This is a genomic window from Rhodococcus sp. LW-XY12, from assembly GCF_019317345.1.
GTDB lineage: Bacteria > Actinomycetota > Actinomycetes > Mycobacteriales > Mycobacteriaceae > Rhodococcus > Rhodococcus pyridinivorans.
Map to the genome: position 1 here is coordinate 4,961,551 of NZ_CP079225.1, position 14,275 is coordinate 4,975,825.

Annotated in this window: 12 protein-coding genes and 2 pseudogenes; 10 read left to right on the top strand and 4 right to left on the bottom strand. The window is 67.5% G+C overall.

All coding sequences use genetic code 11. The annotated features are described in order from the left end of the window. The first annotated feature begins 68 nt into the window (after positions 1-68). A pseudogene (locus KXC42_RS22860) lies at positions 69-892 on the top strand (helix-turn-helix domain-containing protein). An 80-nt stretch (positions 893-972) separates the two neighbouring features. Beyond that, positions 973-1,110: pseudogene (locus KXC42_RS22865) on the top strand (nitroreductase/quinone reductase family protein); the annotation flags it as partial. Positions 1,111-1,265: 155 nt separating this feature from the next. Here KXC42_RS22865 and KXC42_RS22870 read toward each other — a convergent pair. From KXC42_RS22870 to KXC42_RS22880, 3 genes are all read right to left on the bottom strand, one after another. Continuing rightward, complete coding sequence (locus KXC42_RS22870; RefSeq protein WP_033097513.1) at positions 1,266-1,925, bottom strand: Tellurium resistance; 660 nt, start codon at positions 1,923-1,925, stop codon at positions 1,266-1,268. A 121-nt stretch (positions 1,926-2,046) separates the two neighbouring features. Continuing rightward, on the bottom strand, positions 2,047-3,153 hold the full coding sequence (locus tag KXC42_RS22875) for a DUF475 domain-containing protein (RefSeq protein ID WP_033097514.1): 1,107 nt from the start codon (positions 3,151-3,153) through the stop codon (positions 2,047-2,049). A 104-nt stretch (positions 3,154-3,257) separates the two neighbouring features. Next, positions 3,258-3,833 carry a TerD family protein gene (locus KXC42_RS22880; protein ID WP_006550710.1) on the bottom strand — a complete coding sequence of 192 codons (576 nt, stop codon included), beginning with the start codon at positions 3,831-3,833 and terminating at the stop codon, positions 3,258-3,260. A 292-nt stretch (positions 3,834-4,125) separates the two neighbouring features. Here KXC42_RS22880 and KXC42_RS22885 point away from each other — a divergent pair, with 292 nt between their 5' ends. The 7 genes from KXC42_RS22885 (at position 4,126) to KXC42_RS22915 (ending at position 12,422) form a co-directional block, all read left to right on the top strand. Beyond that, positions 4,126-5,247, top strand: coding sequence for a hypothetical protein (locus KXC42_RS22885; protein ID WP_200360275.1), 1,122 nt, complete (start codon positions 4,126-4,128; stop codon positions 5,245-5,247). A gap of 29 nt (positions 5,248-5,276) precedes the next feature. Beyond that, complete coding sequence (locus tag KXC42_RS22890; protein WP_006550712.1) at positions 5,277-6,434, top strand: HpcH/HpaI aldolase/citrate lyase family protein; 1,158 nt, start codon at positions 5,277-5,279, stop codon at positions 6,432-6,434. Further along, positions 6,431-7,726: a phosphoribosyltransferase family protein gene (locus KXC42_RS22895; RefSeq protein ID WP_019290621.1), complete on the top strand. Its 1,296-nt coding sequence runs from the start codon at positions 6,431-6,433 to the stop codon at positions 7,724-7,726. The genes KXC42_RS22890 and KXC42_RS22895 overlap by 4 nt, the downstream gene beginning before the upstream one ends. Further along, complete coding sequence (locus tag KXC42_RS22900; RefSeq protein ID WP_219129636.1) at positions 7,723-8,829, top strand: cysteine protease StiP family protein; 1,107 nt, start codon at positions 7,723-7,725, stop codon at positions 8,827-8,829. The genes KXC42_RS22895 and KXC42_RS22900 overlap by 4 nt, the downstream gene beginning before the upstream one ends. 65 nt (positions 8,830-8,894) lie before the next feature. Further along, entirely contained in the window at positions 8,895-9,671 is a 777-nt protein-coding gene (locus KXC42_RS22905; RefSeq protein ID WP_052040079.1) for an HAD family hydrolase, read from the top strand. Positions 9,672-9,713: 42 nt separating this feature from the next. Next, entirely contained in the window at positions 9,714-10,931 is a 1,218-nt protein-coding gene (locus KXC42_RS22910; protein WP_033097518.1) for a TerD family protein, read from the top strand. A gap of 3 nt (positions 10,932-10,934) precedes the next feature. Continuing rightward, positions 10,935-12,422, top strand: a complete 1,488-nt coding sequence (locus KXC42_RS22915; protein WP_033097519.1) for a TerD family protein — start codon at positions 10,935-10,937, stop codon at positions 12,420-12,422. Positions 12,423-12,443: 21 nt separating this feature from the next. Here the strand turns inward: KXC42_RS22915 and KXC42_RS22920 are convergent, their stop codons facing one another. Next, positions 12,444-12,968 (bottom strand): pyridoxamine 5'-phosphate oxidase family protein, encoded by a 525-nt coding sequence (locus KXC42_RS22920; protein WP_006550718.1) that lies wholly within the window; start codon positions 12,966-12,968, stop codon positions 12,444-12,446. 172 nt (positions 12,969-13,140) lie between these two features. Here KXC42_RS22920 and KXC42_RS22925 point away from each other — a divergent pair, with 172 nt between their 5' ends. Continuing rightward, on the top strand, positions 13,141-14,268 hold the full coding sequence (locus KXC42_RS22925) for a DUF418 domain-containing protein (protein ID WP_373922172.1): 1,128 nt from the start codon (positions 13,141-13,143) through the stop codon (positions 14,266-14,268). Positions 14,269-14,275: the final 7 nt, after the last annotated feature.

Genomic DNA, 14,275 nt, shown 5'->3' on the forward strand with positions numbered 1-14,275 from the left:
ACAGGCCGGTGTGTGCCTGGGTGCACCAGGGCCTGTCTGTACCGCATCCGGGGAGCTAGCGTCGTCTCATGGTCTCCACCGAACTCGGAACCTTCCTCAAGGCGCGACGCGGACACGTGCAGCCGCCGGATGTCGGTATCACGGCGCAGTCGGGGCGGCGGGTCTCCGGTCTGCGTCGCGAGGAAATTGCCATGCTCGCCGGTGTCAGCGTCGACTACTACACGCGACTCGAACAGGGTCCGAACGGAACCCGTCTCCGGCGGTTCTCAACGCCCTCGCCGGCGCACTGGCTCTCGACACCGACCTGCGCGAGCACCTGTTCCGTCTCGCCGGACTGGCTCCGACACCGCCCACTCCGGTGCGGAAGACCGTGGACGATTCACTGCGGGAGCTTCTCTCATCCTGGTCGCACACACCCGCGCTCATCATCGACCGCCGGTTGGATGTTCTCGCGTACAACGAGCTCGCCGGTGCGCTCTACAGCGGCTTCGAGCGCATCGACAATCTCGTGCGCATGACCTTCCTCGATCCCTTCGGGCGCCGCTTCTTCACCGATTGGGAGCGCGCCACGACGTCGTGCGTCGCGAATCTCCGGCTCGCTCTGGGCCACACCGGCTCGGTCGACGACGTTCGTGCCCTCGTTCTCGAGGTGCACGATGCGAGCGCGGAGTTCCGCGAACTGTGGAATCGGCACGATGTGCGGGGCAAAACACACGAGGCCAAGGAGTTCCGGCATCCTGCCGTCGGCGATCTCGTCCTCGAATACAACGCATTCGACGTTCGCAGCGCACCTGGACATCAGTTGATCGTGTACCGGGCCTCTGCCGGCTCGCCCAGTGACGACAAACTTCGGCTATTGGGATCCTTGGCGGCGACCACCGACCGCTCGTGATTCCTCGTTCCGGACCCCGTGGTCCTCTACATGATTACGGTGGTTCGTAGCCGACTGCAGTAGCCAGGAGGATTTCTCCCATGAGTTCGTCCGACGACTGGAATGCGCAGGTGATCGCCGAGTTCCGGGCCAACGGAGGCCGGGTCGGCGGCAACTTCGAGGGTGCGCCCATGGCGCTCGTGCATCATCGTGGCCGCAAGACCGGTCGAGCAGAGGTCGAGGAGAAGACGCGCGGGAAACGCACCATTCCGGTCCTCGCTCTCCGACGACGCTGACCTGCTTGCACCCGTGGAACCACCGAGATCCCGCCGACATGCGCCGGCGGGATCTCCCGTGACCGGCCACCAGGCCGGAAAGAATTTCGCACTAGGGGCTACTTACGCCCCGCCTGCCACTGCATGCCCCACCCGAACGCGCGGTCGAGGTCGGACTGGCTGCCGTCGATGTACTGCACGAGACGCTCGACGGTGATGCCCTGCCCGGTGTTCTGCAGCATCGCGATCGCGCAGATGCGCGCGCCGTTGTTCGGCGAGTCCAGGCGCACCTCGATCTGCGGACCCGACGGCGGGGTCAGCGTCACGACGCCGTCCACGGCAGCCCAGTTCGGCGCTCCTTCGTAGATCATCGCGAAGATCAGCACACGCTTGAACAGTTCGGGGCGCTCGAGGTTGACGTGCATGTTCTCGCCACCGGTGTTCGAGCCGGTGCGGTCGTCGCCGTCGAGGTGGATGTACGGCGGGGTGTTCAGCGCGCCGAAGCTGTTCCCGAGCGCCTGGATGACTCCCTTGGAACCATCGGCGAGTTCGAACAGGCAGCCGAGGTCGAGGTCCACGCCGCCGCTCGCGCCCGTGAGCTTCGCGAGGAAGCCCTTCTTCTGCTCATCGCGCGACCAGTTGAGGTTCACCCGCGTGACGCCCTGCCCGGACCCGGCCTTCGACAGGCTCACGGTCGGGGATTCCTTGGTGAGGTTGATCTTGCTCAGGTTGACGCCGCCTGCGTTCTGTTCGGGCTTCTTGTTGTAGTCGATGGCCATGTCGAGCCTTTCGTCGGAGTGCTGCGCGGATGCGCACGGGGTACGGAAAAGCGATGGGAGCCCCCGATCCGAGATGTCGGATCGAGGGCTCCCATCGGCATGTGGTTCGAATTGTCGAGGATCAGGGGATGCTGGTCTTCACAGCATCTTCGCCTTCTCTCGCCGCGATCTTGCGGTTGCGGTAGATGCTCGAGGCGAATGCCGCACCGATCAGGGCGACACCGACGAGGCCGGTGATGACCTCCGGCACGTGGGTGCCGATCGAGTACAGCAGGATCAGTGCCAGCGCACCGATGGCCCAGTGAGCACCGTGCTCGAGGTACACGTAGTCGGACAGCGTGCCCTTGCGCACCAGGAAGATGGTGATCGAGCGGACGAACATCGCGCCGATGAAGCCGAGGCCCAGGGCGATGATGATCGGGTCGGACGTGATGGCGAAGGCTCCGATGACACCGTCGAACGAGAACGACGCGTCGAGCACCTCGAGGTAGAGGAACAGGAAGAAGCCGGCCTTACCGGTGGCCTTCGCGAGGCCGCTCGGTCCGCCGCTGGGCTCTTCGCCTTCCTCGGGGATGTGGAACATCTCGCCGAGTCCGTTGACCGCGATGTAGGTGATCATGCCGAGCGCGCCGGCGATCATGACGGTCGAGACCTTGTCCTCGGGTGCGATCACGGTGGCCGTGATGAGCAGCAGCGCGGTGGCGACGACGACCTCGAGCTGCTCGAGCTTGCCGGCCTTCGCGAGGGGACGCTCGAGCCATTCGAGCCACTTGATCTCGCGATCTTCGAGGATGAAGTGCAGGAAGAGCATCAGCAGGAACATGCCGCCGAACGCCGCGATCTGCGGATGCGCATCGGTGATCAGGGTCTCGTAGCTGGGGCTGCCGTCCGGGAAGTAGGCGGCTCCGTCCGGCGGCGGATTCAACGCGAGGTCGAGTGCCGCGATGGGGCCGAGTCCGGACGCCACCCACACGATCGCGAGGGGGAACACCAGACGCATACCGAAGACGGCGATGAGGATGCCGACGGTGAGGAAGATCTTCTGCCAGAACTCGCTCATCCGCCGCAGCACGGTCGCGTTGATGACCGCGTTGTCGAACGACAGCGAGACCTCGAGGATGCCGAGGATCACGCAGAGGAACAGAGCCTGCGGGCCGCCGTAGAGGAAGGCGACCACGAGGGAGACGACGGTGACCGCGAAGGATGCACCGAATATTCGCAGAACCACGAAGCGTGGCCTTTCTAATCGGAATCAGGGCGTTGCAGGGTGGTTACTGCACGTCGGCTCCGGCTTCGGTACTGCGACCGAAGCCGGAACCCGGAAGAAACGAACTAGACGTTGACGCCGTAGTCGCGGGCGATACCCGCGAGACCGGACGCGTAGCCCTGGCCGATGGCGCGGAACTTCCACTCCGCACCGTTGCGGTACAGCTCGCCGAAGACCATGGCGGTCTCGGTCGAGGCGTCCTCGGACAGGTCGTAACGAGCGAGTTCGTTGCCGTTCGCGCGGTCGACGACGCGGATGTAAGCGTTGCGGACCTGGCCGAACGACTGGCTGCGGGAATCGGCATCGTAGATCGAGACCGGGAAGAAGATGCTCTCGATGTTCGCCGGGGTGGCGGCGAGGTCGACGTTGATGACCTCGTCGTCGCCTTCGCCCTCACCCGTGCGGTTGTCACCGGCGTGCTCGATGGCACCGTCGGGCGACTTGAGGTTGTTGAAGAAGACGAAGTGCTGGTCGGAGACGACCTTCTTGTCGGCCCCGGTAGCGATGGCACTGGCATCGAGGTCGAAGTCGGTGCCGGTGGTGGTGCGAACGTCCCAGCCCAGGCCGACGGCCACTGCCGTCAGGTTCGGAGCTTCCTTGGTGAGGGAGACGTTTCCGCCCTTGGTCAAGCTGACGCCCATGCGGGGTCCTTTCGATCGTTCCAACGGTCGACGTACCGGTATAGGGCACGCCCGGTGTGCGTTTCTCCCCACACTAGTTGTTGCCGTGGGGTACGCCCATATCCACTATGCCCGGTCCCGCGCCTCACTTCGTGACCCGCACGAACCACAGTTCCGACCGGCGGAAAGGTGACGGATCGGCCCGGTGGACGTGCGCCCAGTACCATTCGGTTCTGTGGCGAGCCGATGGACGCGCCGCCTGTTCGGCGGGGGAAACACGGAAGATCCCGCGGCTCGTCGTGCACACGATGCGATGGTCGCGGCGTTCCTCGACATGGACAAGCGCCAGTCCGTCATCGAGGCCGGTGTGGCCGCGTCCTACGAGCTCGAACCCGAACGGCACCTGCTCCGTCAGTGGGATCCCATCCGTCAGGCGTGTTATCGCGCCGGTGAGACGTATCTTCAACTGGCAGTGACGGATCCGGAACAACCGCTCGCACCTGCTCCGGCCTACGAGCAGGCACTGCGGCAGATAACCGAAGCAACACGAACACTTGATGAATTCTTCGGAAACAACCGGGGACACCTCGAGCACATGACGACCGTGGCGAACACGGTGCCCGAGCTGGCACACCGGATGCGTACCGAAGCGCGCAACACCCTCGCCGCGACGCAGACCTCGGATTTTGCTTCCTTTGCGAACTATCCGTCGGTCCGATCCGCCACCGAAACGCTCGAGAAGGCCCTGAACAGCCTCGATGCAGCGCACAGCGTGGGCGCGACCCGCACAGCGGCCCTCCGAGTCCAAGAGGCGACCACTGCTCTGCTCGACGCCCTCGCCGCAGCACCGGGGCGCCGCGACGAAGCCGTTCGCACCCTCGCCTCGGTCACCACCAGGATCGGAGCGGTCCGGACCCGCGCGGAAGGTCTCGCCCCGGCCTTCTCCGCGCTGTTGCGCGAGTTCAATGCGGCCAGCTCCGCCGACCTGTCCGGGAACGAGAAACAGGCCGCCGAACTGCTCGCTCGCGCCGAGGACCAGCTCGGACGCGCACGGGCGGCGGCGAAGGACGGCCGCCCCGAGGAAGCGCTCGAGCTGGTCGCGGCGATCCGCGCCGAGCTGTCACGCGCCGAGGAACTCGTCGACGCCGTGACCGCACGACTCGCCACGCTGCGTTCCGTCCGGCAGAATCCGGGGGCCAAGGTCGACGAGGTACGGTTCCGCCTCCGTGACGCACAACACCTGGCCGTGCAACGCGGTCTCACCGCAGAATGGGGTTCCGTTCTCGACTCGCAGTTGAGCCGGATCGACAGGGCCGTCGACGCACTCACCGGTGTGCACCCCGACTACTGGGCCTACGTCAGAGATTTGGATGCGGTGTCTACCTTCATTGCAGGAGTGGTCGATCGGATGAGAGGACGGACCGAGAACGCATGAGGGGGGCCACGCTTACCGAAGTGCGCGCCATGCAGCACTTTCGGCATCTCGACGGCGCGACGATGGAGGAGTTGTTCCTGCACCGTCCCGAGCCGTTCGGGCACAGCGACGATCGCGACCGCCTGGCGACCGCTCTCGGCGCCACGCTCTACGTACCCGCGACGCGCGGAGATCTCGTCACGACCATCTCGAAACGTGCGGCCGAGGGTGTGACGTCGATGGTGCTCGACCTCGAGGACGCCGTCGCCGACGACGAGGTCGAGCAGGGCCTGCAGAACGCCGTCGCGACACTCGATGCGCTCGCCGAACGCGGACCGACGCCGATGATGTTGTTCGTCCGTGTCCGCACCGCCGACGGTGTCGGGCGGATCGCGTCTATGCTCGGCGCCGGCAAGGCCGTGCTGACCGGATTCGTGGTGCCCAAGTTCACCGCACACACCGGCCCCGTCTTCCTCGAGGCGGTGGCCGCGGCGTCGGACCTCCTCGGCCGTCACCTCTACGCGATGCCCGTCATCGAGTCGGCCGAGGTCGTCCACCGCGAGACCCGCGACGGCGAATTGCGTGCGATCTCGAGCATCCTCGCCGAACATCGCCACCGCATCCTCGCCGTCCGGATCGGCGCGACCGACATGTGCGCGACCTTCGGTATCCGGCGCGACCGCGACCTGACGATCTACGACGTCCGGGTCGTCGTCGACGTGATCGCCGACATCGTCAACCACCTCGGGCGAACCGACGGAACGGGTTTCGTCATCACCGGGCCCGTCTGGGAGTACTTTGCCGACCACGAACGCATGTTCAGACCGATGCTGCGCTCGACACCCTTCGAGGAACAGGATGCCGTGCTGTTCCGTCAGCAGCTCGTCAGCCGCGACCTCGACGGTCTGCTGCGCGAGATCGCCCTCGACCGCGCCAACGGCATCCAGGGCAAGACCGTCATCCATCCGTCGCATGTCGCTGCGGTGCATGCCCTGTCGGCCGTGACCCACGAGGAGTTCCACGATGCGACCGACATCCTCGATCGCGACACCGGTGGTGTGCAGGCCTCGGGATACGGGAACAAGATGAACGAACGACGACCCCACCGTACGTGGGCCGAGCAGACCCTGTTGCGCGCGTCGGTGTTCGGTGTCACCCGCAAGGGGATCACCTTCGTCGACCTGCTGACGGCGTTGGTGGACCGATGACCGATATTCTCGACATCCCCTGGGCCACCGCAGAGCTCGGTTTCGCTCTCGAACATGCGGAGTCGTCATGTGGCTACACGGTTCCCGAGCTCGTCAGGCCCGGGCTGCGACGCAATCCACGGCGTGCGCACCTGCTCGTCTCCACGGTTCTCGGCAAGCACATCCCCACCGAACCGGCCGCGGTGCGCGGCGCCGGTCACCGGCTCGGCCGGCTCGTCACCGACCTCCTCGGCGATGCGGCATCCGACGCCGTCGTCATGGGATTCGCCGAGACCGCAACGGGTCTCGGTCACTGCGTGGCCGACGCCCTCGACGCCGCATGCTGTCTGCATTCGACGCGACGCCAGGTTCCCGGAGCGGAGGTGCTCACCGGATTCGAGGAGGGGCACTCGCACGCGACCTTCCACCTGCTGCAGCCGACCTCCGGCGCACTGTTCGCCAACGCCGCGCCGCTCGTGCTCGTCGACGACGAGATCTCCACGGGAGCAACGGCCCTCGATGCCATCCGCGCGCTGCACCGCGATCATCCGCGTAATCGTTACGTCCTCGCCTCCCTCGTCGACATGCGGTCGGAACAGGATCGCCGCCGGACGGCAGAGGTCGCCGCGGAACTCGGCACGAGCATCGAGCACGTGAGCCTGGCCGCCGGACGATCCGTCGTCCCCGACGATCTCGTCGCGCGGGTCGCGGCGTTACCCGACCCTCTCCTCAATCCGGTGGGGGAGCAACGCGGCGACGTCCGGTTCCTCCACGCGGCGTGGCCGTCCCATGTGCCCGACGGCGGGCGGCACGGGATGTTGCGCACCGACGCGGCGGCCTTCGACGCGGCTCTGTCGACGCTCGCCGACACGATCGCGGACGTACGCGACGCCCGGCGACCCGCCGTCGTCGTCGGACACGAGGAATTGATGTATCTGCCGCTGCGACTCGCCGAGGCACTCGTCGACCGCGGCACTCCCGCCCTGTTCCAGACCACGACCCGCTCCCCCGTCCACGTGATGGACGTCGACGGATATCCGCTGCGCCGCGGATTCCGTTTCACCGCACCCGAACACATCGACAGCGAGTTCGAGAACGAGGTGCCGCGCTTCCTCTACAACGCGCAGTGGCCTACGTCCACCGAGGTCCGCGCCGAGCTGATCCTCGTCATCGATTCGCCCGCCGACACCGACCGCCTGCGCGCACCGGGAGGTGTTCTCGACGTGCTCACTGCTGCCGGTGAGGACGTCCTCGTCGTGATCGTGCCCGCCACCGATCCGACGGTGCTGCGCACCCACAGGGAGACCGTATGACCGTGCCACTGACCGGACCCGAGTTCGGCTCCTACGCGCCCGACGAGGTGACGTGGCTGCTCAAGGATCTCTCCCACGCCGACCTCGAGGGCGACATCGCCGAACGGGAGGCGCGGATCCAGGCGGGTCTCGCGCACTACGCGGAGTCCCTGCCGATCGAGTACCAACCCGACGCCGCCTACCGCGAACTGTTCGACAAGGCACTGGCCGGCACTGCGGGCCGGTTGGCGCACGCGGTGGGCACGGTCACCGAACTGCTTCTCTCCGAACGCGGAACCGACCTGACCCTCGTGTCGCTCGCGCGGGCGGGCACCCCGATCGGCATCCTGATCCGTCGATGGGCGCTGCACCACCACGGTCTGACGCTGCCGCACTACGCCGTGTCGATCGTCCGGGGTCGCGGCATCGACTCCGCCGCTCTCGACCACATCACCGCGCGGCACGCTCCCGCGTCGGTCGTCTTCGTCGACGGCTGGACGGGCAAAGGCGCGATCGCGCGTGAACTGTCCGCTGCGCTCGCCGAATACACCGCGCGAGGCGGTCCCGTCCTGTCCGACGATCTCGCGGTACTCGCCGACCCCGGCCACTGCGTCCGCACCTACGGCACGCGCGACGACTTTCTCATCGCCTCCGCCTGCCTGAACTCCACCGTCTCCGGACTGGTCTCACGAACGGTCCTCAACGACAGCCTGATCGGCCCCGGGGAGTTCCACGGCGCCAAGTTCTACGCCGAGTTGGCCGCGGACGACGTGTCGAATCATCTGCTGGACGCCGTCGCCGCGGAGTTCGACACGTGCGGCGACATCGCATCGGCCGCGCAGGCAGTGCTCGAATCCGACCGCACCCCCACCTGGGCCGGCTGGGAGTCCGTCGAGCGGGTGCGGGCGCAGTACGGCATCTCGAGCGTCAACTTCGTCAAACCCGGTGTCGGAGAGACCACCCGCGTGCTGTTGCGCCGCGTTCCCTGGAAGGTTCTGGTGCGCGACATCACCGCCGACGAGCACGCCCATATCCGGATGCTCGCGGCCGCTCGCGACGTTCCCGTCGAGGAGGTTCCCGACCTGGCCTACTCCTGCATGGGACTGATCAAGGACCTGCCGTGACCAGCACTGCGACCGCACTGGTCGCCACCGATCTCGACCGCACCCTCATCTATTCGCGCGCCGCGATGACCGGCGACCAGTTCGACACGCAGGATCTACTCTGTGTCGAGTACTACGAGAGCGCGCCGCTGTCGTACGTCACCGACATTGCTGCGCAACAGCTTCGGACGCTCGCCGGCGAGGTCGCGATGGTGCCGACGACCACGCGCACACCCGAACAGTTCCGCCGCATCGACCTCCCCGGCGGTCCGTGGCGTTATGCAATCGCGAGCAACGGTGGGTCGATCCTCGAGGACGGGCATCTCGACCCGCACTGGCGCAGGACCGTGGAAGCAGCGGTACGCGCGGGGGGTGCGAGCCTCGACGAGATGACGACCGAACTGCGCCGCCGAATCTCCGAGGACTGGGTGTCGAAGTTCCGCATCGCCGACGAGTTGTTCTGCTACCTCGTCGTCGACGTCGCAGGGCAACCGGCGGGATTTCTTGACGACTGGCACGAGTGGTGTTCGACGCGCGGCTGGAACGCGTCGCAGCAGGGCCGGAAGATCTACACGATGCCGAACAGCGTGTGCAAGAGCCGCGCGGTGGCAGAGGTGCACCGCCGGCTCCGAGACCGCGGGGTGCTTACCGACGACGCCCCGGTCTTCGCCGCGGGTGACGGTGCGCTCGATGCGGAGATGCTGAAGGCCGCCGACGCCGCGATCCGGCCTCGCCACGGCGAACTCGAACTGATGGACTGGCGCCACCCGACCGTCTCGGTGACCGACGCCGCGGGCGTCACCGCCGGGGAGGAGATCCTCGCCTGGTTCGCCCGATCCGCTCGTCTTCCGGTCGCTTCGTAGAGTAGAAGGTGCCCGGTCACCGACACAGTGAGGACACATCTCTTGCCGACTCCGCTCTCCAAGGGTCAGAACGGACCGCTCACCGCATCCGACGTCGTCGTCTCGCTCGAGCTGACCACGCCCGCCGATCTGTCCGCACTGCTCGTCAAGGCCGACGGCAAGGTGCGCTCCGACGCCGACTTCGTGTTCTTCAACCAGCCCACCGGGCCGGGTGTGCGTCTCGTATCCGGCGCGCCCGGGCAGGCGGCCTCGCTCGCCGTGTCGCTCGCGCAGGTTCCCGCCGACATTGATCAGGTGCGCGCCGTGATCACCCTCGACGACGCGTCGAGTAGCTTCGGCCGGTTCGCACCGCCCACCGCGCGCGTGTCCGACAGTGCGGGAACGGTGTTGTACGAGTACCGGATCGACGGACTGAGCACCGAGTCCATCGTGATCGCGCTGGAGTTGTACCGGCGCCAGGGCGCGTGGAAGGTCCGCGCCGTGGGCCAGGGATACGCGGGCGGTTTCGCGGCGTTGGTGACCGATCACGGGGTCAGCGTCGACGACGCACCCGCCCAGCCTGCTGCCGCACCTCAGCCCGTCGCTCCCACGCCGGCTCCGGCCCCGCCCGTGCAGCAGACACCGCCTCCGGCACAGCAGACACCTCCGGCACAGCCTGCGGAGGTCAGCCTCACGAAGAACCGCCCGGTAAGCCTGGTGAAGGGCCAGAAGGTCACCCTCCGCAAGGACGGCGGCGTCGCGCTGACCTTCCTGCGCATGGGGCTCGGCTGGGATCCGGTGGAGAAGCGTGGCCTGTTCGGCAACCGTTCCGCCGACATCGACCTCGACGCCTCGGCCGTGATGTTCGCCGACAACCAGATCGCCGACGTCGTGTACTACGGCCAGCTGCAGTCGAAGGACGGCTCGGTCCAGCACCAGGGCGACAACCTCACCGGTGCCGGTGAGGGCGACGACGAGGTGATGCTCGTCGACCTCACGCGGGTCCCCGCCCATGTCACGACGGTGATGTTCATCGTGACCTCCTACAAGGGCCACACCTTCGAGCAGGTGCAGAACGCGTTCTGCCGTCTCGTCGACGGCACGATCGACACCGAGCTGGCCCGCTACACGCTGCAGGGCGGCATGCCGTTCACGGGCATGGTCATGGCGAAGGTTTACCGCCAGGGCAGCGAATGGAAGCTGCAGGCCATCGGCGAGGGCATGCAGGCGAAGCATCCCGGTGAGGCCGCGCCGCAACTGGGCCGGTTCCTGGCCGTCTGACCGGTGGGCGAACTCTTCACAGCGGGGCGCAACGCCCCGCTGCCGACCCGCACGGCCCGTTTCACGGCGACCGCATCCGTCCCTCTGGACGTGTGCGCGTTCGTCGTGGACGACGGCCTGCAGGTGGCGTCCTCCGACGACGTCGTGTTCTACAACCAACCGACGACGGCGGGCGTTCGGCTCGAGGGCAAGGTGATCGTCGTCGACGTCGACGCGGTCCGTCCCGGCGCACGCGTGCTGTGTGCGGTCGGCTGCGAGCGACCCGCAGCGGTGTCGACCTCGCTGTGCGACGCGGCGGGCACCGTCCTCGCGTCGTTTCACGTGGAACCGGCGGTCGGTACCGAGACGGCGCTGCTGTGCTGGGAGATCTACCGTCGTCACGACGAATGGAAGATCCGCGCCCTCGGCCAGGGATACGCCGGTGGACTCGCCGAGATGTTCACCGCGCACGGGGTGGAGGTCGAGTCACCCTCCGACGCGGAGAAGGTGGCCGCTCCCGGGCCCGGCCCGGTCATCGGCCTCTCACCTCTCGAGGTGCTGTGGCAGATCTTCGAGGACGCCGCCCGATCGGCCGCCGCGTACACGTCGAGTGCGGAGTTCGCCCAGCACCGTTTCGACGACGAACTCTCGACAGCGGCGGCCGATCCCGCCCGGCGCATGGAGCCCGAGGCCGACCGTGCCCGGGCGCGTGCGCAGCAGCGCTACGACGAGCTCGTCGGTGTCGCCGAGGCCCGCTACCGCGACGACAGCGCGGTGCTCGCCGCCGAACTGCTCACCGTCGACGCGACGTTGCCGCCCGCACTCGCATCCTGGATCTCCCCGGCCTGGATGCACGTGCACCTGCCGAGCGACGGCGTGCGGGTGGGTGAGGTGACGGCGCCCGATCTGGGTCCGCTGCGCATCCCCCTGTGCCTGCCGGCACCGCTCACGCGACCGTTGTGGATCGACGGCGACCCCGCCGACCTCGGTCCCGTCGTGTCGTCCGTGGTCGTGCGGCTGCTCACGGCCCGGCCCGACACCCTGCTGCACCTCGTCGATCCCGGGCGGACGCTGCCCGCACTCGAACCCCTCACCGCAGCCCGACTTGCCGGACCGCCCGTCCACGACCGGTCGCGGGTCCCCGCCAGACTCCGGGGGCTGGCCGACGCGGCGGACCTCGACGCGCTCGCCCGGCAGGTCGACGCAGAGACCGCCTCACCCGTGTTGCTGGTCCTCGCCGGGTTCCCCTACGGCTACGACCACGACGACCTGCTCGAGATCGTCCGGATCGCGCGTACCGGCAGTGCCGGCCGGGTCTCGGTCGTCCTCGCGGGTGATCCCCCGGACGATCGGGTCGCGGAGATCCTGTGGGACGAGGCGCAGAAGCTTCCAGTCGACGGGGAGCTGGCCGATCCGTGGACGGGAGGCCGATGGACGTTCGTTCCCGACAGCCTGCCCACCGAGACCGAGCATCTGCGCGGCGCGCTGGGTGGTAGTTCGCTTCCGGACTGATCGTCCCCTCGCACAGAGGGATCAGCGCCGATCGACGAGTGTCGTGACATCGGGCGCGTACACGGTCATCCAGTGCGGGTTCAGGCGGTAGTAGACCACCTCCTCGCTCCAGTCGAACGCGTCCCCGCCGTAGAACGACTGAAGGTAGGCGAGCAGTTCGGGCCAGTCGTCGGCCGGCTCACCGCCGCGCGGGTTGAGAATCTCCACGTGGCCGTGTGTGAACACGCCGAGGTCCTCCCCGCGCACGTGCGCCGCGCTGGCCGCGGGACGCGCGGCGAGATGCCGGGCCTTGGCTGCAGTGGGAGCGGTGCCGAAGTACCACTTGCCGTGCAGGAAATGTCCGTCCACAGCACTGATGCGCGGTTCCCCGCCGGCGGTGACCGTCGCCAGCGAGAGGACGCACATGCCCGTGAGCACCTCGACGAGCTGCTCGGCCGTGAGGGTCCGCGACTCGTCGACGATCGACCTCAGGTGGGATGTGGACCGGGACAGCGACGTGTCGAGGAGCACCTGGAGGTCGGCGAGCTCGGTGGGGGTTTCGTGCATGGCTCCATGTTCACATCACCGAGGCTCACGGGACCCGACAGTTCCTGCTCTGTTCTCCTCGCCGATGTCTGCTCTCGGGGAGATCACCGAACGCGGGTCACCCGCATGGAGGACCCGTCATCCCCCGGTCGGCCGACGCGCGCCGACCCCGCCGCATCGCATGGTGAGGATCATGACGGTCACCGGTTCGACGACGCGACAGCAACGTATCCTCGCCCTCGACGTGGCCCGGGGGATCGCCATCCTCGGCACCTTCGCCGCCAATGTCTGGATCTTCACCGACCCCGCCGGGATCGTCGGATATCTCGCCTCGATCGGCACCGATCCGTGGCCGCAACGCATCCTCATGCAACTCGCGCAGGGAAAGTTCCTCGGGTTGCTCACACTGATGTTCGGGATCGGCCTGGCCGTGCAGGCGGCGTCCGCTCAGCGAGCGGGGCGGCCGTGGCCCGGCGGTTACCGGGTACGCGCCGCCCTGCTCTTCGTCGACGGGGTGGTGCACTACCTGCTCGTCGCCGAGTTCGACATCCTCATGGGGTATGCGCTGACGTCCATGCTCGTGTGCGGGCTCGTGATCTCCTCCCGTCGTGTGCGGCTGTGGGTCGCGGGTACGGCCGTCGCTGTTCACGCGCTGGCCGTGACCGCGCTCGTCGTGGCGCTCGCCAGTTCACCGCCGAATGCGGAGACCCCCGAGCTGACCACCGCCACCTGGTGGGACATGATCGTCTTCCGCGTGGACAACGCCGCTGCGTTCCGCGCCGAGGTGATCTTCGTGATCCCGATGACGGTCGCGCTGTTCCTGACCGGCGCCGCACTGTATTCCTCCGGGCTGTTCGACAGCAGAGGTGCGGTGCTGCGCCGGCGGCTGATGGTGGTCGGGGCGATCGCAGCACCGCTCGACCTCGCCGTGGGTCTGTTCGGCGGTGCCGCAGGTGTATTCGCAGCGCGCTACGGCATCGCCCCGTTCGTCGCGCTCGGCCTGCTGGCGTGGATCGCCCACTTCTACATCGGCAGGTCCACCACCGGCACGGTCGGCACCGCCTGTGAACGCATCGGGCGGACCGCGCTGAGTTGCTACATCCTGCAGAACATCGTCGCGTCGGTGCTCTGTTACGACTGGGGATTCGGTCTGGCGAAGACCGTGGACCCCGCCATGCGGGTCCCGTTCACGATCGCGGTGTACATCGCGGTGGGAGCGGTGATGGTCGTCGGATCCCGTTGGTGGCTCGGCCGATTCCGCCAGGGACCGGTCGAATGGGTGTGGCGGGTGTCCTACGAGCGGCTGACGGAACGTCGCTGACGTGTCG

What these genes read in the sequence shown, in the direction of transcription:
- KXC42_RS22870 (WP_033097513.1), bottom strand. Translation starts at nt 1,925, where the DNA reads ATGGCCATCGACTACAACAAGAAGCCCGAACAGAACGCAGGCGGCGTC.
- KXC42_RS22880 (WP_006550710.1), bottom strand. Translation starts at nt 3,833, where the DNA reads ATGGGCGTCAGCTTGACCAAGGGCGGAAACGTCTCCCTCACCAAGGAA.
- KXC42_RS22885 (WP_200360275.1), top strand. Translation starts at nt 4,126, where the DNA reads ATGGTCGCGGCGTTCCTCGACATGGACAAGCGCCAGTCCGTCATCGAG.
- KXC42_RS22890 (WP_006550712.1), top strand. Translation starts at nt 5,277, where the DNA reads ATGCAGCACTTTCGGCATCTCGACGGCGCGACGATGGAGGAGTTGTTC.
- KXC42_RS22895 (WP_019290621.1), top strand. Translation starts at nt 6,431, where the DNA reads ATGACCGATATTCTCGACATCCCCTGGGCCACCGCAGAGCTCGGTTTC.
- KXC42_RS22900 (WP_219129636.1), top strand. Translation starts at nt 7,723, where the DNA reads ATGACCGTGCCACTGACCGGACCCGAGTTCGGCTCCTACGCGCCCGAC.
- KXC42_RS22905 (WP_052040079.1), top strand. Translation starts at nt 8,895, where the DNA reads ATGACCGGCGACCAGTTCGACACGCAGGATCTACTCTGTGTCGAGTAC.
- KXC42_RS22920 (WP_006550718.1), bottom strand. Translation starts at nt 12,968, where the DNA reads ATGCACGAAACCCCCACCGAGCTCGCCGACCTCCAGGTGCTCCTCGAC.
- KXC42_RS22925 (WP_373922172.1), top strand. Translation starts at nt 13,141, where the DNA reads ATGACGGTCACCGGTTCGACGACGCGACAGCAACGTATCCTCGCCCTC.